The organism is Clostridium cellulovorans 743B (assembly GCF_000145275.1).
Taxonomy (GTDB): Bacteria; Bacillota; Clostridia; order Clostridiales; family Clostridiaceae; genus Clostridium_K; species Clostridium_K cellulovorans.
The window spans coordinates 3,360,832-3,383,435 of record NC_014393.1 but is presented as its reverse complement, the minus strand read 5'-3'; the positions used below and the strand labels follow the sequence as shown (position 1 = coordinate 3,383,435).

Annotated in this window: 21 protein-coding genes; all 21 read left to right on the top strand. The window is 31.7% G+C overall.

The genetic code is table 11. The annotated features are described in order from the left end of the window. The first annotated feature begins 1 nt into the window (after position 1). The 21 genes from CLOCEL_RS13840 to obgE all read left to right on the top strand — a co-directional run bounded on the left by CLOCEL_RS13840 (position 2) and on the right by obgE (position 22,598). Positions 2-1,012 (top strand): rod shape-determining protein, encoded by a 1,011-nt coding sequence (locus CLOCEL_RS13840; protein WP_010076656.1) that lies wholly within the window; start codon positions 2-4, stop codon positions 1,010-1,012. Beyond that, positions 1,012-1,908 (top strand): rod shape-determining protein MreC, encoded by an 897-nt coding sequence (mreC, locus tag CLOCEL_RS13835; RefSeq protein WP_010076655.1) that lies wholly within the window; start codon positions 1,012-1,014, stop codon positions 1,906-1,908. Before CLOCEL_RS13840 ends, mreC begins: the two co-directional genes overlap by 1 nt. A 2-nt stretch (positions 1,909-1,910) precedes the next feature. After that, entirely contained in the window at positions 1,911-2,405 is a 495-nt protein-coding gene (gene mreD, locus CLOCEL_RS13830) for a rod shape-determining protein MreD (RefSeq protein ID WP_010076654.1), read from the top strand. Between the two features lie 11 nt (positions 2,406-2,416). Beyond that, positions 2,417-5,218, top strand: a complete 2,802-nt coding sequence (locus tag CLOCEL_RS13825; RefSeq protein ID WP_010076653.1) for a penicillin-binding transpeptidase domain-containing protein — start codon at positions 2,417-2,419, stop codon at positions 5,216-5,218. Positions 5,219-5,536: 318 nt separating this feature from the next. Then, positions 5,537-8,335: a penicillin-binding transpeptidase domain-containing protein gene (locus CLOCEL_RS13820; protein ID WP_010076652.1), complete on the top strand. Its 2,799-nt coding sequence runs from the start codon at positions 5,537-5,539 to the stop codon at positions 8,333-8,335. Between the two features lie 311 nt (positions 8,336-8,646). Beyond that, entirely contained in the window at positions 8,647-9,279 is a 633-nt protein-coding gene (gene minC, locus CLOCEL_RS13815; RefSeq protein WP_010076651.1) for a septum site-determining protein MinC, read from the top strand. A 14-nt stretch (positions 9,280-9,293) separates the two neighbouring features. Continuing rightward, on the top strand, positions 9,294-10,091 hold the full coding sequence (gene minD, locus CLOCEL_RS13810) for a septum site-determining protein MinD (RefSeq protein WP_010076650.1): 798 nt from the start codon (positions 9,294-9,296) through the stop codon (positions 10,089-10,091). 12 nt (positions 10,092-10,103) lie between these two features. Continuing rightward, complete coding sequence (minE, locus tag CLOCEL_RS13805; RefSeq protein WP_010076649.1) at positions 10,104-10,370, top strand: cell division topological specificity factor MinE; 267 nt, start codon at positions 10,104-10,106, stop codon at positions 10,368-10,370. Positions 10,371-10,683: 313 nt separating this feature from the next. After that, entirely contained in the window at positions 10,684-10,821 is a 138-nt protein-coding gene (locus CLOCEL_RS22850) for a hypothetical protein (RefSeq protein WP_157629743.1), read from the top strand. A gap of 146 nt (positions 10,822-10,967) precedes the next feature. Further along, positions 10,968-11,912 (top strand): hypothetical protein, encoded by a 945-nt coding sequence (locus CLOCEL_RS13800; RefSeq protein ID WP_013291793.1) that lies wholly within the window; start codon positions 10,968-10,970, stop codon positions 11,910-11,912. 341 nt (positions 11,913-12,253) lie between these two features. Continuing rightward, a complete protein-coding gene (locus CLOCEL_RS13795) occupies positions 12,254-12,871 on the top strand; it encodes a BLIP family protein (RefSeq protein WP_010076646.1) in 618 nt (205 codons plus the stop codon). Positions 12,872-13,056: 185 nt separating this feature from the next. Beyond that, on the top strand, positions 13,057-14,169 hold the full coding sequence (rodA, locus tag CLOCEL_RS13790; RefSeq protein WP_010076645.1) for a rod shape-determining protein RodA: 1,113 nt from the start codon (positions 13,057-13,059) through the stop codon (positions 14,167-14,169). A gap of 239 nt (positions 14,170-14,408) precedes the next feature. Further along, entirely contained in the window at positions 14,409-14,948 is a 540-nt protein-coding gene (locus CLOCEL_RS13785) for a hypothetical protein (RefSeq protein ID WP_010076644.1), read from the top strand. A gap of 27 nt (positions 14,949-14,975) precedes the next feature. Continuing rightward, positions 14,976-15,827, top strand: coding sequence for a M50 family metallopeptidase (locus CLOCEL_RS13780; RefSeq protein ID WP_010076643.1), 852 nt, complete (start codon positions 14,976-14,978; stop codon positions 15,825-15,827). Between the two features lie 161 nt (positions 15,828-15,988). Further along, positions 15,989-17,857: a TIGR03960 family B12-binding radical SAM protein gene (locus CLOCEL_RS13775; RefSeq protein ID WP_010076642.1), complete on the top strand. Its 1,869-nt coding sequence runs from the start codon at positions 15,989-15,991 to the stop codon at positions 17,855-17,857. Further along, a complete protein-coding gene (locus CLOCEL_RS13770; RefSeq protein WP_010076641.1) occupies positions 17,832-18,539 on the top strand; it encodes a TIGR03936 family radical SAM-associated protein in 708 nt (235 codons plus the stop codon). The genes CLOCEL_RS13775 and CLOCEL_RS13770 overlap by 26 nt, the downstream gene beginning before the upstream one ends. Before the next feature lie 51 nt (positions 18,540-18,590). Then, positions 18,591-20,018: a ribonuclease E/G gene (locus tag CLOCEL_RS13765; RefSeq protein ID WP_010076640.1), complete on the top strand. Its 1,428-nt coding sequence runs from the start codon at positions 18,591-18,593 to the stop codon at positions 20,016-20,018. A 178-nt stretch (positions 20,019-20,196) separates the two neighbouring features. Next, positions 20,197-20,508: a 50S ribosomal protein L21 gene (rplU, locus tag CLOCEL_RS13760; protein WP_010076639.1), complete on the top strand. Its 312-nt coding sequence runs from the start codon at positions 20,197-20,199 to the stop codon at positions 20,506-20,508. An 11-nt stretch (positions 20,509-20,519) separates the two neighbouring features. Further along, a complete protein-coding gene (locus CLOCEL_RS13755) occupies positions 20,520-20,849 on the top strand; it encodes a ribosomal-processing cysteine protease Prp (RefSeq protein WP_010076638.1) in 330 nt (109 codons plus the stop codon). A 5-nt stretch (positions 20,850-20,854) separates the two neighbouring features. Next, the gene (rpmA, locus tag CLOCEL_RS13750; RefSeq protein WP_010076637.1) at positions 20,855-21,157 is read left to right on the top strand and encodes a 50S ribosomal protein L27; all 303 of its coding nucleotides are present in this window, start codon (positions 20,855-20,857) and stop codon (positions 21,155-21,157) included. Positions 21,158-21,308: 151 nt separating this feature from the next. Beyond that, positions 21,309-22,598: a GTPase ObgE gene (obgE, locus tag CLOCEL_RS13745; protein WP_010076636.1), complete on the top strand. Its 1,290-nt coding sequence runs from the start codon at positions 21,309-21,311 to the stop codon at positions 22,596-22,598. Positions 22,599-22,604 lie beyond the last annotated feature (6 nt).

Below are 22,604 nucleotides of genomic sequence, written 5' to 3'. Positions count from 1 at the left end.
AATGGGATTATTCGGAATGAGCAAAGACATGGGCATAGACTTAGGAACTGCCAATACATTAATATATGTAAAGGGAAAAGGTATTGTTTTAAATGAACCTTCAGTTGTTGCTTTAAATACTACAACAAAAACAGTGCTCGCAGTTGGTAATGAAGCAAAGCAAATGATTGGAAGAACTCCAGGAAATATTGTTGCTATAAGACCTATGAGAGATGGTGTTATTGCAGACTTTGATGTTACTGAGGCGATGCTTAAAAAATTCATAAATAAAGTTTGTCCAAAAAGAGCATTTGCAAGTCCAAGAATAGTAGTTTGCTTCCCATCAGGAGTAACAGAAGTTGAAAAAAGAGCCATAGAAGAAGCTACAAAACAAGCTGGAGCAAGTGAAGTATATTTATTAGAAGAGCCAATGGCAGCTGCTATTGGTGCAGGATTAGAAGTAGAAGAACCAAGAGGTTGTATGGTTGTAGATATTGGTGGAGGTACAACAGAAATTGCTATAATTTCTTTAGGTGGAATTGTTACAAGCAAATCTTTAAGAGTAGCTGGAGACGAATTAGACCAATCAATAATCAATTATATTAAGAAAGAATATAATCTGATGATTGGTGAGAGAACAGCTGAAAATGTAAAGATGACTTTAGGTTCAGCCTTCAAAACTTCAGATGAAGAAGTAGTAATGGAAATCAAAGGAAGAGATTTATTGACTGGACTTCCTAAAATACTTGAAATAAATGAAAATGAAGTAAGAGGAGCTTTAAAAGAGCCTATCGAATCTATTATAGATGCTATCAAGACTACTCTTGAAAAAACACCACCAGAACTTGCTTCCGATATAATGGAAAGAGGAATAATGTTAACAGGTGGCGGTGCTATGCTTAAAGGTCTTGATCAACTAATAACTTCAGAGACTCATATGCCTGTTCATGTGGCAGATAACCCACTAGATTGTGTTGCTCTTGGCACTGGTAGTTCTCTTGTTCATATAGATAAGTTGGCACAATCAAGATAATGAAATTCTTTAAAAATAAACTGGCAGTTGCAACAGTAGCACTGTCAGTTGCCTTTTTAGCTGCAATTGGCTATAGTGCCAGCCAAAAACAAGAGATATCAGCATTAAATGTTGTGGGTAATATGCTGGGACATGTGAACGGATTTATTTATAATGCTGGAACCACTGTAAAGGATAAAGTAGGTTCCGTAAGCAATTTTGCTGAAACTAAAAAAGAGAATGAAGAACTAAGGAAAGAAGTATTAGAACTTCAATTAAAGCTTGGAAGATACCAAACTTTAAAAACTGAAAACGAAACTTTAAGACAGCAACTTCAATATAAGGATAAAAGGCAAGAGTTTGATTATATTGGTTGTGATGTTTTAAGTAAAGGTACAGCAGGAACTGTAGAAACTTTCATAATAAATAAAGGGTCTAGAGACGGACTGATGAAAGGTCTTACAGTGATAGCAGGAGAAGATTTAGTTGGACAAATCACAGCTGTTTATGACAGCTATAGTGAAATTCAAACTATAGGTAGTGAAAACATAGCAGTAGCAGCTTATACTATTTCTACAAAAAATACTGCAGGTGCAACTGGATCCATTGAATATAGTGGAATATTAAAAGGATATAAAACCAATAAACTATCAGAAGTTAAAGCAAAAATTGAACAAGTTGAATTAAAATCACCAGTAGAGGTAGGGGATGTGGCTTTAACCTCAGGTCAAGGCTTAGTATATCCTAAGGATCTTAGAATTGGCGAAGTGACAAGCGTTGAAGAGGATAAAGGAAGAGCAATGAAAACAATTTATATCAAGCCTTTCTTAGATTTTGATAATCTTCAGCAATTACTTGTGGTTATTCCAAAAGATCCGATACCTACTGAAGGAAATATTCAGTATAAAGGAAAGTAAAAATGAAGAAGATAATAACGATAGCGGTTTTAATAATTCTTTTATATATAATGGATAGTACTTGGGTTCCATTGTTTATTAATATTTATGGATATACCCCAAGTTTACTTATGATTTTTATATTAAGTTATTCAATAATCAATGGAAGTTATGAAGGCATATGGGTTGGAGCTATTGCGGGAATTTTTCAAGATGTGTTTTTTATACATACTTTTGGGGTAAATGGTTTTATCAATGTGTTGCTTTGTTTTTTAGCAGGGCACGTTGGCAAAAGCTTATTTAGACAAAAAAGAGCTGTACCAACTATATTAGTAGGTTTTTTTACAGCGATAAAACAAATAATTATTATGGGATATCTTTATATTTATGGAGCATCTGCAAATATCTATACAATAATTGCTCCGTCTATATTTAACCTAATTTTAGCCTTCTTTATATACAAATGGATATATAAACTTTGTAAAAAAGATTTTATGATCAAAGAATGGAAATTTTAGGAGATGGACTGTTGAAAAATATAACTATACAAAAAGATGTGGATTCTGATGAAGAACTAAAAAAAAGAATATCTAGGCATTGGATATTGATGCTAATTTCCTTTTTAATTTTGCTTGTGATTTTTGCCAAAGCTTTCTTCTTGCAAGTTGTAAATCACGACTATTATAGTGCTAGTGCTAAAAGTAAGGCAAGGCGTGTAATAGAAGTTTCATCACCAAGAGGAGAAATAGTAGATGCAAAGAATAAAGTTTTAGCTGGAAATGAACGGAGCTATGCTTTAATGTATAGTGAAACAGCAGAAAGTAAAAAAGTTTTTACTAATACCATTGTAGAAGTTTTAAAGATCTTAAAAAATAGATATTCAATAATCTCAGAAGAAAATGATTTGAATATGGAAGTAAATATGCGAGAAATTTCATCGGGTAATTTTCAAGAAGCAAGCCTATATAAGTCGCTTATTGATGATGACTTGCCTTTAAAGATTTATCCTTTTAGGTTTGAATTTAATGCTGTAGATGACGTGGGAAAAAGTCAATTAGAGCTTATCTTTAAGAACAATATCGGTCTTGGAGATTTCTTTGCAAAGAAAACTTTAAATAAGGAATATAATAATCTTAATTCTAGTGAAAAAGAGAAGATCGATAAATTATCCTTAGCTTATAGTGCTGAGGACACATTTAAATATCTAATAGCAATTTATAAACTTCCACAAATCTATGATTTAGAAACCACTAGAGATTTAATAGTTGTGTATAACAAAGTTAAATTTCAATCTTTTAATGGTAATAAAACAATAACGATAGTTTCAGAAATGGATAAGGATACAGCCTTTCTTTTTAAACAAAAACTTAGAGATATGCCAGGGATCTTTGTTGAAAGCATGAAGAGGCGAATTTATCCATATGGTGAATCAGCTTCTTCTATCATTGGATATCTATCTAAAGTAGATGATAAAAGATATGAGGAAAAAGGATACGATTTGAGTGTTGATTATATAGGCGTTGATGGCATCGAAAAGGCCTTTGAGAGTCAGTTGAAGGGTACTAAAGGCTTTAGGATAAATGAAATTAGATCGGGAACTAATGTAAATGAAGTAGCGTCCTTAGAACCGTATCCAGGTAAGAATATAAAGCTTACAATTGATATGGATGTTCAGGCTGTAGCAGAAAAAGCCTTAAATGATACTATGAAGGATCTTCAGAGTAAAGATGAAATCCATGGCTCAGGAAATGCTACAAGGGGAGCTTGTGTTGCTTTAAATATAAAAACTGGTGCAGTGGTTGCTATGGCAAGTCTGCCAGGTTTTGATCCAAATGATTTTATTGAGGTAGGTGGACTTTCAGCGGAAAAATGGAATAAGTACTATGGTACAGACTACGAAGCTTATGGAAAAGCAATGGGATGGAGCCAAGAGAAAATCGATAAGATTTTTCCTAAGAATATTCAAGGTGTTAGAGAAGATTTTTATGATTATCTTCCAAAACCTATGTTAAACTATGCAACTCAATCTTTGGCACCACCGGGTTCTACCTTTAAGGTTTTTACTGGTTACATGGGTTTGAATGAAGGAATTATAACACCTAGAACTACTTATAACGATCAAGGATTTTATGATGATGGAAATGGATTCCTTACTAAATTTCATGACGAAATGAAAAATGGTTCTGTAAATTTAACTAAAGCCCTTAAGGTTTCTTCAAATCCATATTTTATGGATACGGCTAGGTTATTGTATTATAAATTTCATAGGGCTGAACATAGAGAACGTCTTGGTATAGAAAAGCCTCTGGATTTTATTGCTAAGTATAGTTGGAATTTTGGTTTGGGAGCAGATCCTAATGATAAAAAGGGGTATCCTAATACTGGAGTTGAAATTCCAGAAATAAGTAGTAAGGTCTTTAGTAGCGATACTATAAGTAATAGCATCTATTTAAGCAATTTAGATACTATTATGAAAGCACTAGCAGAGGGACATTACATAAGAGAGGATTATGTATCTAAGGAAAAGTTTGCTTATAACTTTAAACCTATTGATTTATATTATAGAGACAATGATTCAACACAGCTTTATAACTATAAAAAGGCAATCAAGGATTATATTAAAGAAATAGTTGTAAAAGGTTACAGTGATCCAAAAGAGCTTAGAGAGTTGATTCAGAGAATGATAGATGAGGATAAAGCACGATATAATGGAGTAACCTTTAGTGAAACTTCCGAAGATGGAAAGATTCTTGGTGATATTGACACTATAGTAAACAACGTTATAATTGATGTGGCTCTTCATGATGGATATAGCGCTGTTAATGCACCATATAATGTTTACAATGCATCTATAGGTCAAGGTTATACTCAAGTTACTCCTCTGCAATTAGCATCAGCCTTTGCTACCTTTTATAATGGAGGTACAAGGCTAAAGGTTCATTTACTTGATGAAATACAAGATCAAGATGGTACAGTGGTCTTTAAACAAGAACCAGAGGTTATAAGCACATATCCGATGAATAAGGATTATCTTGAAGTAATTAAAAAGGGTAACTATGAAATGATAAATAATCAGTATTTGGTTTCAGGTTACTTTAATAACTTGCCTGTAGTTGTAGGTGGAAAGACAGGTTCTGCAACCTTTAGAAATGACCAAACAGACTTTGGAAGAAATGCTTTTGCTTGGTTAATGACTTTTGCTCCTTTCGATGATCCAGAAATTGTAGTAGTAACTGTGATTTTTGATGGACATTGGGGAAGATTGACTTCACCAGTAAACGCAGCTGTAATGAGGGCTTATTTCGATTCTTATAAAAAGAAAAATTATTAACCGTACATTTATTTATATTTATGTACGGTTATTTTATAGAGAAAAACCTTTGTGTAGTTGCTAAATAGATTTAAATTTAAAGTTGGATTATTGGGATTAAGGATTTAAATGTTGTAGTTAGATTTTTCAGTAACTGGAGATTTTGGGTTGGATATATATAAGAAAATTGGCAATAACAAATATATCATAAACTATTGTAAATAGCTTATGGTTATATAATAATATAAGTAGTTCTCTTAAAAATAAAAAAGTAAATAGATAGAAAATTAAGATTGTTTATTATATAGATATTTTAGTAGAAAAGGTTGGGATAAAGTAATGGAAAAAGAAAAGAAACGTCTTAGGGATAAAATAACAAGACATATGGTTTTAGTATTTATAAGTATACTTATACTTTTGGGAGTAATTGCAAGGGCTTTCTACTTACAGGTTATAGCTCATGATTATTATGTTGAATATGCTAACAATAAATCTCATAGAGTTACGGAAGTTTCTGTTGCTAGGGGAGATATCTTAGATGTTAATGGAAATACCCTAGCTACCAGCGAACAAACCTACAATTTGGTTTACACAGATAGCAAGGAAAACCAAAAGACTTTTAATGATACAATGATAAAAGTTTTTAAGCTTTTAGAGAGTCAGCAAAGTAAAAATGCTGCAGAACCTAATAAGTACAATGCTAAATTAGATGAGGACATGCCTCTAAAGATAAATCCTTTTGTTTTCGAATTCAATTCTGTTGATGAAAAAGGAAGAAAAGCTTCAGAAATGAGATTTAAAAAGGATTTTGGGTTTAATGATAGATTAGCAGAAGAGAACTATAATGGATTGGCTTATGGCAAATTAAAAGAAGAAGAACAAAAAGAAGTAGATGCAATGTTGGAGACTAAAACTGCTGAGGATACTTTTAATTACTTAGTGGATTTTTATGAAGTTCCTGCGGTATATGATTTAGAAACACAAAGAAAGCTAGTGATGATAAAAAACAGAATAAAAATACAAGCTTTCTTAGGAAATAACGTAACGGTAATAGCTTCAAATCTAGATAGAGAAACACAATTTTTATTACAACAAAAGGCTGTAGAATTACCGGGTATTTCCGTGGAAATAAGACAGAAGAGAATTTATCCAAATAACAATACTGCATCAAGCATCCTAGGTTATATGTCAAAGATAACTGATAAAAAATATGAGGAAAGAGGATATAACCTAAGTACTGATTTAATTGGAGGATCCGGAATAGAAAGTGCCTTTGAAAAAGAACTTAGAGGTACTAAAGGAGCCAATGTGGTAGAAGTAAATAGTAGTGGAGTACCACTTTCAACGATAGCAACCTTAGAACCAGTAGCAGGGAAAACTGTAAAGCTAACCTTAGATTTAGAGGTCCAAAAAAAGGCAGAGGAAAGTCTACAAAAAACTATGGAATTTTTACGAGAACCAAAGCAGGTTAATGAGCTTGGTTCAGGAAATGCTACAAGAGGAGCTACTGTAGCCATGAATATAAAAACCGGTGCAGTTGTGTCGATGGCTAGTTTGCCAAACTTTAATCCAAATGATTTTGCCACAGGAAACTTGTCTAATGAGAAATATAATGAATATTATAAGAGTGATTATGAGGCTTATGGAAAAGCTAATGGTTGGAGTCAAGAAAAGATTGACAAGATTTTCCCTGTCAATGAAAGTGGAGAAAGAGAAGATTTTTATGATTTTCTTCCAAAGAAAATGCTTAATTATGCAACACAATCTTTGCAACCAACGGGTTCTACCTTTAAGGTGTTTACTGGGTATGTTGGATTACATGAAGGAGTTATAACAGGAAGCACAACAGTAAATGACCTAGGTGTATTTGAGGATGATGATGATTTTTCTACTGAATTTAAAGATGAAGGTAGTAATGGAATTGTTAATTTAAGAAAAGCTCTACAAGTATCTTCTAACCCGTTCTTTATGCAGACAGGACAATGGTTATTTAAAAAGTACGAAGATGAGGCTGCTAGAAATAGTTTGGGAATTAGAAGTCCTTTAGATGTTATTGCAAAGTATAGTTGGAACCTAGGCTTAGGAGCTGATCCAAATAATCCTAATGGGCGCCCAGAAACAGGAATTGAAATTCCAGAAGTAACAGGTAATGTTTTCAATAGTACAGATTTAGAAAACAGCGTTTATTATAGTACCTTAGATACTATAATGAGCGCATTAAAAAACGGAGTATTTAATAGAATCAATGCTAAAACTAAAATGATAACTAATAGTTATACTTTTCAGCCGATAGATTTGTACTATCATACTGGAAATGATGGAGAAGCAACGGATTCATTAGAACTCCACAATGCTAAAAAAGCTGTTAAGGATTATATAAGACAAATTGTCCTTCATGGTTCTGAATATAACAAACCTGATGAAATAAACAAGCTATTAAAAGAGGTTATTAAAAATGACCCTGAAAGATATAAAAATGTAACCTTTAAGGAGTCAACTTTAGATAATTATGGTGATTTAGACACTATTTCAAGAAGCGTAATTTATGATGTAGCAAGATTTGATGGTTATAATGCTGCTCATTCAATCTATAATGTATATAATGCATCTATCGGACAAGGATATACTGTAGCAACTCCGCTACAATTAGCATCTTCTTTTGCTACTTTCTGGAATGATGGAACGAGACTCAAAGCACATTTATTGGATGAAATAATAGATGAAGATGGAAATGTTGTTTTCAAGCAAGAACCAGAAGTTATTAGTAAATTTGATATGAATAAAGAGTATGTAGACATTATAAAAGAAGGTACTAAGGATATGATTTACAAACAAGAGAGTGTAGCGCCTTATTTTAAAGATTTAACTTATAAAGGGCAACAATTGATGATTGGTGGTAAAACAGGATCAGCAACCTTTAGGGAGGATCAATTAAAAATTGACAGAAATGCCTTTGCCTGGCTTATGACTTATGCACCAATAGAAGATCCAGAAATAGTTGTAGTAACAGTAATCTTTGATGGACATTGGGGAAGAGTTTGCTCACCAGTTAATGCCGCAGTTATGGATGCGTATTTCAAAGGAAAAGAAGCAAAGGAAGCACAAGCAGCAGCTACAGCAACTCCAGTAGCAAAATAAAGACAAATAGTACTAGCCAGTTAGGCGATATGCTCCCATTATGGTAGATGGTTTAAATAATAAAACTGTTACTATGAAGGGAGCATATTTTTATGTTCTTATATGATAAAAGAAAATTAATATGGATTTGCATTATAAAAAATATATGTGGTTTTTGGGGGGAATAAATACTGGAATAAATATTAGTAAGAAAATTTATTATAATTATAACTTTAATTTAAATAATTTGTTATAATAAAAAGAAGGAAATAACTTATAATACGTTGAATATGACACATATAGAAGTATTTCACTAGCTTTTGGAGGAAAAGATGAATTCGAATAGGATAGTTTTAAAAGGTAACAAGGATGTATTAAATATTATTGTAGATATGAACAAGTTTAAGGATTTTGATGATGTTTTGGATAGTCTAAAGGATAAAATGTCTGGTGCAAAGTCCTTTTATAAAGATGCGTCTATAATAATTACGACTCAACTTAAATACATAACTGAAAGGCAAAGAAGAAAACTAAAAGATTTGCTATTCGATGAATTTTTCATAAAGGATTGTAGTTACCAAGAGCTTGAACAAGAAGAAAATAAAGCCTTTGAGGGGGTTTTTGAAGGAAGAACAAAGTATATTACTACTACTATTAGAAGTGGGCAAGTGATTAATTATCATGGAAATTTGGTTATTATAGGGGATGTAAATCCTGGAGCTGAGATATATGCTGATGGAAATATCATAGTTTTGGGACACGTGAAAGGCGATCTTTATGCAGGGGTTAGTGGCAATACTAATGCAATAATTGCTGCTTATAAACTAGAACCTAAAATCTTAAAAATCGCAAATTTGGCTACTTTATCACCAGATGGAGATTATGAGCCACAATATCCTGAGATAGCTACGATTAAGGAACACTCCATAATAGTGGAGCCATATATACCGAATAAATTCATTTAATGGAGGCAGCGACAATGGGAGAAGCAATAGTAATAACATCTGGAAAAGGTGGAGTAGGAAAGACAACTACTACTGCGAATATAGGAACTGCTCTAGCAGCTATGGGTAAAAGAGTAGTAGTAGTAGATGGAGATACAGGATTAAGAAATCTGGATGTACTAATGGGACTTGAAAACAGAATAGTATATACTCTGGTAGATGCAATTGAGGGAAATTGTAAGTTAAAGCAAGCGCTTATAAAGGATAAACGTTTTGAAAATTTATTTCTACTTCCTACAGCACAAACAAGGGACAAGGATGATATAACTCAAAATCAAATGTTAGAACTTGTTACAGAGCTTAAAAGAGATTTTGACTATGTGTTAATAGATTGCCCTGCTGGTATTGAGCAAGGGTTTGAAAATGCTATAGTAGCAGCAGATAGAGCGTTAATCGTGGTTAACCCTGAGGTAACTTCTGTAAGAGATGCGGATAGAGTTATCGGGAAACTCGATGCCAAAGGAATTGCAGACCATCAATTAATAGTAAATAGGTTAAATAGTGAGATGACTAAGAATGGAGATATGCTTGATATCAATGACATTGTAGAAATTCTTGCAGTTAAATTGATAGGAGTTGTACCAGACGATAGATCAATAACTATTTCAACTAATAAAGGTGAGCCTATAGTACTTGATGATGCTAGTATATCAGGAAAAGCCTTTAGAAATATTGCAAAACGTATAACTGGTTTAGAAGTTCCAATGATGAATATGGACATTGCTGATAAAGGCTTTATTGCAGCAATAAAAAAATTTTTCAAAAAGAATTAAGGGGGAAGTCACGTGGATTGGTTAAAATTTTTTTCCAATAAAACCTCTTCAAAAGATGTTGCAAAGGAAAGACTAAAGCTAATTTTAATACATGATAGACAAGATTTATCTCCACAAATGCTTGAAATGATGAAGAATGATATTTTAGCAGTTATTTCAAAATATGTTGAGATAGATGATTCTGAAGCTGATGTGAAGTTAACAAAGCCCGAGGAAATGGATGGTTTCCCGCCAGCTTTAATTGCAAGTATTCCAATAAAAAATATACGTAACTTTTAATAAATTATTTTGTAAAATGTAAAGAAAACAAGGAGTTAAGAGAAATCTTAGTTCTTTGTTTTTTTGTGCATTCTAAAGAATTTATCCATTATAGTCTTAATGATAAATAGTTTGATATTGAATGTAATAGGGAAATGTTTAAATTAAATACATTAAAAAATAATATTGCTATATAAAAAAATATATTTAAAATAATGAAATTATTGACATAAAGGTGAAGTCAATGTATTATTTTTAATGAGTTCATAATGTGAACAAATAAATATTGTTTTCAAAATAAAGTGAAGCAAATGAACAAAATATTAATGCCGTTATGCTAGCAGCTAGTAGTAGTAGTAGTAGTAGTAGTAGTAGTAGTAGTAGTAGTAGTAGTAGTACATTTGCGACGATGGCTATTGAAGTTGATAATGAACGCCTAGAGTTCAGGTTGAAAGAAGTACTGTCCAAGTAATTATCAATTGGTTGGAGTTATGGAGGTGTGTTTTAAGATATTCCATATTAGTGTGGTATAGGCTTAGAACCTTCAAGACAGATAAATTATTACACAGGGGCTTATACTATTAGATTAATATATAAGTGTTAAGAGGGAGACGAAATATGAAAAGAAAGTTAGTGTTTTTATTGATTTGTTCAGTTGCAATTGCTGGAGCCATCGGTATATATAGAAAAGCTGTTGCAACGACGAATACATTGGAAGTTACAAGCAGCTTAAATGATTCTGATGATAGTGTATCATCAGAATTGGAAGATAGCATACCAGCGGGAATGGATGAAAAGGAAACTATACAATACAAAATGTTAAATAGCATAGATTTATTTGAATACGCATTTGGTAATTTTGAATATTATTCAAAAGGAGCGCCTGCTCTACTTGTTGAATACGTAGTAGATAACAGGTCTGGTAAGAGTTATACTAACATTAGAAGTGCAGACGAGACTAATGATTTTAGTATAGAGGATATCTTCAAGGATAGAAAGTGTATTCATATAATAAACAAAGATAAAACCTATAAAGAGTCAGAGACAACAGCTATATCTAAAGAATATGAAGAAGAGAACAAGAAATTAAAGTTAAAAGAAAAAATCTCTATTGCTGAAGACGGTAATAAAATATATTCTTATAGGCAAGACCCTAATTTTATGGGAATGGCAGAAGAGGTTTTATTTAATCAAAGTATTACATTTGGTTTGTTAGAAGATAGTACTAAGTGGAATATAAATGGTGTGGACACATATTTAAATATAGAATGTTTTAATATATCTGGAGAATTAACTGATAGCTACTCTCAAAAATTGAAAGGAACTAAATTTAACCTTCTAGTAGATAAAAATAGAGGAGTTATATTAAAACTTGAGGTAGTTGATGATTCTAATAATGTTGGTTTCTCAATAAAATCATTAAGTATGAATGTAGATGATGAAAATTGTGAAGAAGGAAGTGTAAGTGTTTCAATAAACGATAAGAAATTTGATAAAGATTTATCAAGTTATAGAAAAATGAGCAATTATATTCAAATAGGAGATATAGATACTCAATCCTAGGGTACATCAATACAATGATTACTAAAAGTGGTATCCTTAAGAAGTTGAAATATAAAGAAAGTATAAACTTTTTGCATTTAAAGAAATAATGGATTTATTTAGGAATGTTTGTTTTATGAGAAAACCTATAATGGTGTAAGATATCAATAAAGCCTTATGGACCAATGAATTCTAAGCAGATATCCCAAAAATAGATTAAAAATTTCACATAAAGCTTTTGAATATATTTGAATTAATAACGTTTACATTAATATTTAAACAAAAAGTAACTTGGTTTACATATAGAAATTATTATGTTATAGTATCCTTTGAAAGTATTTAAAAGCAAGGAGGAGAATTTAATGGGAAATACTAAAAAGATTTATAAGAAATGGTGGTTATCACTTCTTGTTGTTGTTGGATTAATCGCTGGAGTAACAACTGGCTGTGGAGGACAATCTTCTACTAATGGAAGTGCAGAATCTACATCAGCGTCTGCTGATGATTCAAAAAAGAAAGAGGAAGCTCCAAAATCTGATAGTAAAGTTACATATGATAACTTTATGAAAATAGCAATGGGAGATAGCATTGATAATGTTAATGCTTTACTTGGACCAGGAAAAGAAGCATCTTCATCACAAATTGGTGATATAAAGAGCGTTACTTATACTTGGGATGGTGATGGATTATTAACTTCAATTACTGCAACAGTTCAAAACAATGTAGTAACAAGTAAAATGCAAGTTGGTCTAAAGAAAGATAATGTAGATATTACTTTAGACAAATATAATCAAGTAACTGAAGGAATGACTTATGCACAAGTTTCAGCTATACTTGGAGAAGGTGAGCTTACTTCTCAAATGAAAATAATGGATATTGAAAATCTTACGTACAATTGGTCAAATAAAGGTGGAACAAACGCTACTTTATCATTTACTGGAGATAAATTAACTGCAAAATCTCAATTTGGCTTAAAATAAGAAAAGAAAGAGGATGTCTCGAATTGAGGCGTCCTTATTTTGAAACGAGCTATTTGTTCGATAAAAAGAGTAATAAATTTTAATTATTAAATATAAAATAAGTATAAACTATGGCATATGTATGTACATGGTTTTTTTTTATGTTATAATTTTATAGGGAATCCAAAAGGGAGGTATAAAACCCAATGCTTCAGAATTTTAAAATCGACAAAAAGCTATTAAAAGATTTAGATTGGATAATAATTCTTACAGCAGTAGTTATAATGCTATTTAGCTGTATAAACATATATAGTGCCACTTATTCCACAGGCGGAGACAATGCGAAGTTACAGTTTTTATGGCTCTTAGTTGGGCTTGCGGTAACTTATGTAATTCTTCTTTTTGATTATAATTACATTGGAAATTTTGCTTATATTATTTATGGTATGAGTATAGTTATGCTTATTGTAAATAAAGTATTAGGAGCTGAAACTAATGGTGCTAATGCTTGGATTATGATAGGTAACAGAGCAATTCAACCAGCAGAATTTGCAAAGATTGCTATTATAATTCTTTTGGCAAGAAAGCTAAATGATATGGAAGGGGAAATAAACAATCCTAAAAACTTTTTTATCATTTTATTTTTGACAATTATCCCTACAGGATTAATTGTTATTCAGCCAGATATGGGTATGACTATGGTTATATTTTTTACTGCCTTAGGAATTGTATTTATTGCTGGATTAGATATTAAAGTTATTTTAGGTGGGCTTGGGTCTATACTTGCAGCTATAATTATTATTTGGAATTCTGGATTAATTAAGGATTATCAACAAAAGCGAATTACAGCTTTATTAGATCCAACGACAGATCTTTTAGGGTCCGGTTATCAGCTTTGGCAGTCCTTGATAGGTATAGGTTCTGGGGGAATATTAGGCAAAGGGTTTTTAAAGGGAACTCAGATAAGTGGTGGATTTATTCCAGAAGCTCATACAGACTTTATAAGTGCTGTAGTTGGAGAGGAATGGGGCTTGGTAGGGTATGCATTTTTATTTACTCTTTATGCTATTCTTATTTATAGATGTATCAAGGTCTCCAAAAACTCAAAAGACATATTCGGAAATATAATGGTTATAGGGTTTACCTCAGGTTGGGTATTTTCAATTCTCCAAAATGCAGGTATGTGCGTTGGAATAATGCCTATTACAGGAATCACACTGCCATTTATGAGTTATGGTGGTAGTTCTACTCTGACAAACTTTATATCCTTAGGATTGATTCTAAATGTTGGAATGAGAAGGAAAAAGTTAAATTTTTAGATCGTAGATTTAAATTACTAATAAGGAACTTTTGATGATTATAGAGATAAATTCCTATATCATCAAAAGTTTTTTATTTTATATGAACTTAAATTGTTCTAATAAAAAATATTTTTCTAGAATTAGAGTGGTTTGATTTCACATAGTTTCAATAGTTTTATTTATATTACTGAATAAATGGAAATTTTGTACTTATAAAATCACAGGTTTCTCCATATAAATAATTAAGAGTTATTTCCATGGAGGAAAACAATAGTGATATGAATACTTATCAAAAAGAATATGAAAAATATTATTATTCTCTGCAAAAGCAAATTGAAGATGATAAGAAAAAAAATCAAGAAGATTATGAAAACTATAACTATAAAGATAGTAAACGCAAAAATACAAAACATGATATAAATGAAGAAAGTGAAAAAATATATATAGAGAGAGGTTGTATAGACAAGGATTTCGAAGATGAAACTTATAATGATCTTGCTATATCGGAAAAGATTTATAAAAGAGAAAAAGAAAAGAAAAGTAAGAATAAAATAGATAGGTTTATTTTTCAGCTGGGAATAACTTTTTTTGTCATGGCTTTTTATGTTGGAACTGCATATATATCACCCCCTATATTTAATGTAGTAAAAAGCTATACTCAAAAATACTGTTCTTCTCACGAGTTAGAATATGAGAATCTTATTAGTCGTTATAACAGTATTAATTGGCAAGAGATAGAATCCTATTTTACGAATAATTATAATTATTTTAAGAATGAAATAAGATCACTTTTATGATACATAGTAATGTTAAGGGGTGATACTTTGCTTAAGATAAATAAGTATTTCATACCCTACATATTGCTTATGGTACTTTTAGGGTTTAAAATACAGCTACTATTGACAGTAATATTTATATTTCTTCATGAGTTAGCTCACTACTATACTGCTTTTGTGTTAGGGTTTAAAGGTTACGATATAGAAGTATCGCCACTTGGTACAAGACTAAACTTAAAGGAGCTAGAAGAGGCTTCTTTAGAAGAGGACATTATCATTTCTATAGCTGGACCAGTGCTAAATATTATATTAGCAGTGCTTTTTTATGTACTATTCAAGAATTACGACTATGATATACTGTATAGAATTACCGAGGTGAATTTTGTTTTAGCAATATTCAACCTTTTACCTGCTTTACCTTTAGATGGAGGTAGGCTATTTAGGGACATCCTTTCATGTAAGCTTACTTACAGAAAAGCAACCTATTATTCTGTTATTATGGGGGCAATTATTGGGACAGTTTTTTTTATCATCTTTATATACGAGGTAATTAATGTAAGGGTTAATTTAAATTTTGTGATGATGGGCATATTTTTTATATTTACAGCTTATTCAGAGTACAAGACTATTGCTTATGTGGTTATGGGGGATTTAATGAAAAAAAGAGTTAAGTTTTTAAAGAAGGGATTTTTGGAAAACAGAAGTCTTTCTGTTCATCATAAGCAGACGATTTTAAGTGCAATGGGACGCATTGATAAGAATAAACATATGATTCTTTGGGTGCTAGATGATGATATGAAGCTTATAGATTATATATGTGAAGAAGAACTCTTAGAGGCAGTGAAAGAATATGGAAATATAACCCTTGAGGAATATTATAATTTAAAAGAACATATGTGAAGACCGTGGAGGAAAGGAAATGAACTCCTAGAAAGAACCCAGTATATAGCGGATTATAGTATTATATTATGTCCCCAAAAGCCTTATATAGGATTTTATTTGTGGATTTATACTCAATGTGATAAAATGATTAATTGAATAGCTTAAGAGGAGGAATACGTATGAATAAAATTTCCGACGATATACTATTTCAGGTTGAAAAACCAGCTAGATATATAGGTGGAGAATTTAATTCAGTGGTTAAGGATACAAATAAAGTAGATATTAGATTTGCATTCTGCTTTCCAGATTTATATGAAGTAGGTATGTCGCATCTAGGTATAAAAATCCTTTATCATGTTTTAAATAAACGAGAAGACACATATTGCGAGAGAGTTTATGCGCCATGGGTAGACATGGAAGCTTTAATGAGAAAGCACAATATTCCATTATTTGCTTTAGAAACACAAGATCCTATAACGAACTTTGATTTTATAGCTTTTACTCTTCAATATGAGATGAGTTATACAAATATTTTAAATATGCTTGATTTAGCAAAGGTGCCTTTAAGAGCTTCTGAGAGAGATGACAGCCATCCTTTAGTGCTTATGGGAGGTCCTTGTTCTACAAATTCAGAGCCACTTTATGACATAGCAGACATTTTCTCTTTAGGTGAAGGTGAAGAACATCTAAATAAAATATTAGATTTATATAAAAAGTACAAAGCTGAAGGAAAGAGCAAAAAGGAGTTCTTAAGAGAAGCTTCTCATATAGAAGGAACTTATGTTCCTAGTTTATATGAAGTTACTTATAATAAAGATAATACGATTAAAGAATTTAAACCTCTTTATGAGGATGTACCTGCAAAAGTAAAACGTCTAGTTATAAGTGATTATAATAATGTTGATTATCCAGATAAATTGATAGTTCCTTATACAGAAATAGTTCATGATAGAATTATGCTTGAAACTATGAGAGGTTGTACAAGAGGTTGTAGGTTCTGTCAAGCTGGGGTTATATATAGACCTGTAAGAGAAAAGACTACAGAAAAGCTTATAGAAACTACAGAAAAGCTTGTAAAATCTACTGGTTATGATGAGATTTCATTAACTTCATTAAGTATTTGTGATTATTCTGATGTAGATAATTTAGTTAAAAGCTTAATAAAGAAATATAAAGGCAAGAATGTAGGTATATCATTACCTTCTTTAAGAATAGATTCTTTTTCTGTAGACTTAATTAAAGAGATACAAAAGGTAAGAAAAACTGGCTTAACTTTTGCTCCAGAGGCGGGAAGCCAAAGGATGAGAGATGTTATAAATAAAGGTGTAACTGAAGAAAATCTAATGGATTCGGTATCTAGTGCCTTTAAATCTGGCTGGTCTACTATAAAATTATATTTTATGATAGGTCTTCCATATGAAAACATTGATGATGTAAAGGGAATAGCTCATGTATCAGAAAAAGTAGTGGGAGAATATTACAAAGTTCCTAAAGAAGAACGTAAGAAGGGGCTTAAGGTTACTGTAAGTACTTCTATTTTTGTTCCAAAGCCATTTACTCCATTCCAATGGACAGCTATGGAAAATATCGAGAATGTAAGAGAAAAGATTTCAGCTTTGAGAGGCGAATTTAAGAGTAAGGCAATAGTTTATAATTGGCATGAAACTATCGTAAGTTATATGGAAGCGGTATTGGCTAGAGGCGATAGAAGAGTTTGTGATGTACTTATAAAAGCCTTTGAAAAAGGTGCCAAACTTGATGGTTGGGCTCAGTATTTTAAATATGATCTTTGGATGGAAGCTTTTAAAGAATGCAATATAGATCCAGATTTTTATGCTCTAAGAAACAGAGAGTATGATGAAGTATTACCTTGGGACTTTATTGATGTTGGAGTATCAAAAGCATTCTTGAAAAATGAAAACGAAAGAGCTAAGAGAGCCGAACTTACCCATGATTGTAGGATTTCATGTACTGGATGTGGCGTAAATAAAGGTGAGTTCATGGAAGGAGCGTGCTTTGAAAATGCGTTATTTAATAAAGTTCAGTAAAGATAGTAGTATAAAGTTCATATCTCATCTTGATATAATGAGAACTATTGGTAGAATGGTTAGAAGGGCAGAACTTCCAGCTGAGTATTCAAAGGGTTTTAATCCTCATTTATCTTTATCAATAGCACAGCCATTATCAGTAGGCGTATATTCTAGTGGAGAGTATATGGATTTGGTTTTAGTTGAAACTTTAGAATGTGATGAGCTTATAGATCGTTTAAATGAAGCAGCTCCAATGGGAATAAGATTTCTAGATGCCTTAGCGATAGAAGAAATACCAAACGTTAAAAAAGTTCCGCAGGCTATGGCGGCAGTTGAAGCAGCAAGTTATAAAATAAAGCTTAGATATGATGATGTAGAATTTTTGGGTAAAGAAGTTAAAGAAATTTTGAAAAAACAACAATGGGAGATTTTAAAGGAGAGTAAGAAGGGGGATAAGATGGTCGATATAAGACCTATGGTTTTATCCTTTGACTATGAGATAGATAACAACATTCTTTACATAGATGCATTGCTTTCTTGTGGTTCAAAAGCAAATCTTTCTCCAGATCTTCTAGCAAAATATCTTAAAGCAAATACAACTAATGTTAAAACTGATGCTTTCGTAGATATTGAAAGAATTGATATGCTTGCATATAAGAATAAGAAATTAGTGCCGCTTATAGAAGCACTTTCAAAATAAATTTCTGCCACCATCAAAAGATGGTGGTTGTTTACGTAAGGAAGTGAAATTGTGAATGAAATATTTATAGAAAAAGATAAGCCTTACTTAAGGATTGCAATAAAGGATCATGAAAAATTATTAGCCTGCTATATTGAGGAAGAAACAGAAGAAGCAGTACCAGGTCAAATATATTTGGGGATAGTAAAAAATATAGTTCCTGCAATTAAGGGTGCTTTTATAGACATAGGCAAAGCAAAGGATGCCTTTATGCATTTAGATAACAATCGAGACCTTAAAAAGGGCGATTATTTTTTAGTAGAGGTCCTTAGAGAAGCAACAGAATTAAAAAGTGCCAATGTAACTAGTTTAATAACTATTCCAGGGACCTATGTAGTTGTCAATCCTATGGAAAAAGCTTTGAAGATTTCAAGAAAAATATCTAACAGTAAGTTTATTAATGAAGTGAAGGAACAGCTAAAAGATGTGTCAACTTATGGGATCACTGTAAGAAGTAGTGCTGAAAATGTTGATATAAACATTATAAGAGAAGAAGTTCAAGCGTTGAATATAGTAGTTGATAAAATAATAGCTAAAGGGAAATACTCATTGAAGCCTCAATTAATTTATGATGATGGTGGAGCCCTTGGAAGAATTCTAAGAGATTATATCAATGATGGTACTAAGAGGATAATTGTTGATGATATAAAAAATTATGATTTAGTAAAGGAGAATATAGAAAAACTTCATAGCAGTGCAGAACTTATTATGCATGAAGAGTCTAGAGGGATTTTTGATTGCTATTCTATAGAAAAGGAAATTTTGGCTTTAAGACATAAAAAGGTAGTGTTAAAATCTGGAGGTTACATAATTATAGAAAAAACAGAAGCTTTATATTCTATTGATGTGAATTCGGGAAAAAGTACAGGGGAAGTAGCTATAAGTAAAACTGCTTTTAAAACTAATTTAGAAGCTGCAGAAGAAATTGCAAGACAGATTATACTTAGAAATTTAAGTGGCATAATTGTTATAGATTTTATAAATATGAAGGACAAAAAAGAAAAAACAGAAGTAATCAAAATCCTGGAAGCAGCTTTTAAAAAGGACAATAACAAAACTACTATATATCCTTTTACTGATGTAAACTTAGTTCAAATTACAAGAAAAAAAAGAGGCAAAGATATAGGAAGCTTTTTAGAGGAAAGTTGCAAACATTGTGGTGGTGAAGGAGCACGATTAAAGTGGGATTATCTAAAGCTTCTTATCAAGAACCAATTGATAAAGCTAAAAGGTCAACATATCACTAAGGAATTTGTAATAACAATTGATTCAAAGTATAAGTCAGAAGTTCAAAAGAAACTTACAGAATTTATTACTTTTATTGAAGGACATGATTGTTTACTATATTTATTATATCTTGACAACTTTAATAGTTATAAGGTAGAGCCTGTTATTTTTGATAGTCAAAGGAAAAATCTTCAGGAATATAAAATATATTAAAAAGCCATAAGTGTCCATATGAATTTGTCATTAATTGTCCAATAAAATAAATTATTCTTTACAATGATTGCGTAATATGTTACAATGGCTTTTGTAGGCCGCGCAGAAGGGGTTCCTAAATTATCATATTTTTGTGATATACCCTAATTGGCGAGACTGGATTGAGGAGGTGTTTTTAATGTACGCTGTATTACAAACTGGTGGAAAACAATACAAAGTTCAAGAAGGCGACGTTCTTTTCGTTGAAAAATTAGATGTTGAAGAAGGTTCAACTGTTGAATTTGACACAGTTTTAGCTGTAGGCAAGGAAAGTGGCCTAGTTATCGGAAAACCAATGGTTGAAGGTGCTAAAGTTACTGCAAAAGTTGTTGCTCAAGGTAAAGCTAAAAAGGTTTTAGTATTAAAATACAAACCTAAAAAGGACTACAGAAAGAAACAAGGTCACAGACAACCTTTCACTAAGATTCAAATCGAAAAAATCGAAGCTTAATACATATAGCTATGGTTGAAGTAAGGTTTCTTAGAAAAAATGAAAGATTAGTCAGTTATTCTATAGACGGTCATGCCGAATATAGTGAGCCTGGTTCTGATATAGTTTGTGCGGCAGTGTCTGCACTAGCTATAACCATATATAATGGTATTGATGAAATATTAAAGATTCCTAATCTTTGTGATACGAAGGATGATGGTTATCTAGCTGTAAGCATAGATAGCGCTGAAGCTTCTGATCAAGATAAGGCTCAACTTCTTCTTGAGACTTTGAAATTAGGAATTGAACAGATGAAATCAAGCTATGAAGAATATATTAACCTTATAATAGAGGAGGTGTAACAACTATGCTTAAAATGAACCTTCAGTTATTTGCTCACAAAAAAGGAGTAGGTAGCTCAAAAAATGGTAGAGATTCAGAATCTAAGAGATTAGGTACTAAATGTGCTGATGGACAATTTGTTCTTGCTGGTAACATACTAGTTAGACAAAGAGGTACAAAAATCCACCCAGGAACAAATGTAGGTAAAGGCGGAGACGATACTCTTTTCGCTAAAATCGACGGAATCGTAAGATACGAAAGAGTTGGTAGAGATAAGAAAAGAGCTAGTGTTTACCCTGCAGATGTGGAAAAAGTATTAGCAGAATAATTAGGAGCACCCTTTAAGGGTGCTTTTTTAATAATAGAAAAGTATTTATAGATATTTTTTTAAAATATCTTACGTATTTGACTTTTTATTTTTTTAGATAGCTAAATTGGATATAATAAACTTATAAGAAAAAAGAAAAGTGGTGAAATAGATGTTCATAGATACAGCGAAGGTATACATTAAGTCTGGTAACGGTGGTGATGGTGCTATTTCTTTTAGAAGAGAAAAATACGTACCATTAGGCGGTCCAGACGGTGGCGACGGCGGAAATGGTGGTAATGTAATCATAAAAGTAGATACAAATATCACTACATTATTAGATTTTAAATATACAAAGAAGTTTATTGCTGAAAATGGTGTTAATGGTGGTACCTCAAAGTGCTTTGGTAAAAAAGGCGATGATTTAATCGTAAAAGTTCCTATGGGTACTATTGTTAAGGATGTTGAAACAGATAAAATCATGGCGGATTTATCTCATCCAGATGATTTTTTTGTTGTAGCAAGAGGTGGAAAAGGTGGAAAAGGTAATGTTCATTTTACAACCTCCACTAGACAAGCGCCAAATTTTGCAGAACCAGGAATGCCAGGAGAAGAAAGATGGATTAATTTAGAACTTAAACTTCTAGCAGACGTAGGACTTCTTGGATTCCCTAATGTTGGAAAGTCGACTTTGCTTTCAAGAGTTACAAAGGCTAAACCAAAGATAGCAAACTATCATTTTACAACTATAAAGCCTAATCTTGGTGTAGTAAGTGTAAACGGGATACAACCATTTGTAATGGCAGATATACCAGGGATAATTGAAGGTGCTTCTGAAGGTGTTGGTCTTGGACTTCAGTTTTTAAGACATATAGAAAGAACTAGACTTCTAATACATGTAGTTGACATCTCAGGTATAGAAGGAAGAGATCCGATAGAGGATTTTAAAAAGATAAATGAAGAATTAAAGAAATATAGTGTTAAGTTATGGGATAGACCACAAATAGTAGCTGCCAATAAGAGTGATATGCTTTATGAAGAAGAGAAATATTTAGAGTTTGAAAAAGCAGTTAAAGAGATGGGATATGATAAAGTCTTTAAAATAAGTGCTGGAACTGGTATGGGTATTGATCCTTTAATGAAAGAAGCTGCAAGAATACTAAGTACTATTCCTGTTACTGATTTAGAAATTTCAGAGGAAGACATGTATGTTCCAGAGGAAAAGAAATTTACTTACACTATAAGAAAAGAAGCTATAGATGAAGATTGTGATGTTTATATAGTTGAAGGTTCTTTTGTAGACAGATTATTGTATAGTGTTAATGTTAATGAACCGCATTCTTTAAGATATTTCCATAAAGTTCTTAAGAACAAGGGCGTAATGGATGATCTTAAAGAACATGGTATTAAAGATGGCGATGTTGTAAGACTTAATGATTTTGAATTCGAATATTTACTCTAGGAGGAA

Bases quoted from the DNA above. Each gene is read 5' to 3' on its own strand.
- CLOCEL_RS13840 (WP_010076656.1), top strand. From the start codon at position 2: ATGGGATTATTCGGAATGAGCAAAGACATGGGCATAGACTTAGGAACT.
- mreC (WP_010076655.1), top strand. From the start codon at position 1,012: ATGAAATTCTTTAAAAATAAACTGGCAGTTGCAACAGTAGCACTGTCA.
- mreD (WP_010076654.1), top strand. From the start codon at position 1,911: ATGAAGAAGATAATAACGATAGCGGTTTTAATAATTCTTTTATATATA.
- CLOCEL_RS13820 (WP_010076652.1), top strand. From the start codon at position 5,537: ATGGAAAAAGAAAAGAAACGTCTTAGGGATAAAATAACAAGACATATG.
- minC (WP_010076651.1), top strand. From the start codon at position 8,647: ATGAATTCGAATAGGATAGTTTTAAAAGGTAACAAGGATGTATTAAAT.
- minD (WP_010076650.1), top strand. From the start codon at position 9,294: ATGGGAGAAGCAATAGTAATAACATCTGGAAAAGGTGGAGTAGGAAAG.
- CLOCEL_RS22850 (WP_157629743.1), top strand. From the start codon at position 10,684: ATGCTAGCAGCTAGTAGTAGTAGTAGTAGTAGTAGTAGTAGTAGTAGT.
- CLOCEL_RS13800 (WP_013291793.1), top strand. From the start codon at position 10,968: ATGAAAAGAAAGTTAGTGTTTTTATTGATTTGTTCAGTTGCAATTGCT.
- CLOCEL_RS13795 (WP_010076646.1), top strand. From the start codon at position 12,254: ATGGGAAATACTAAAAAGATTTATAAGAAATGGTGGTTATCACTTCTT.
- rodA (WP_010076645.1), top strand. From the start codon at position 13,057: ATGCTTCAGAATTTTAAAATCGACAAAAAGCTATTAAAAGATTTAGAT.
- CLOCEL_RS13785 (WP_010076644.1), top strand. From the start codon at position 14,409: ATGGAGGAAAACAATAGTGATATGAATACTTATCAAAAAGAATATGAA.
- CLOCEL_RS13775 (WP_010076642.1), top strand. From the start codon at position 15,989: ATGAATAAAATTTCCGACGATATACTATTTCAGGTTGAAAAACCAGCT.
- CLOCEL_RS13770 (WP_010076641.1), top strand. From the start codon at position 17,832: ATGCGTTATTTAATAAAGTTCAGTAAAGATAGTAGTATAAAGTTCATA.
- rplU (WP_010076639.1), top strand. From the start codon at position 20,197: ATGTACGCTGTATTACAAACTGGTGGAAAACAATACAAAGTTCAAGAA.
- CLOCEL_RS13755 (WP_010076638.1), top strand. From the start codon at position 20,520: ATGGTTGAAGTAAGGTTTCTTAGAAAAAATGAAAGATTAGTCAGTTAT.
- rpmA (WP_010076637.1), top strand. From the start codon at position 20,855: ATGCTTAAAATGAACCTTCAGTTATTTGCTCACAAAAAAGGAGTAGGT.
- obgE (WP_010076636.1), top strand. From the start codon at position 21,309: ATGTTCATAGATACAGCGAAGGTATACATTAAGTCTGGTAACGGTGGT.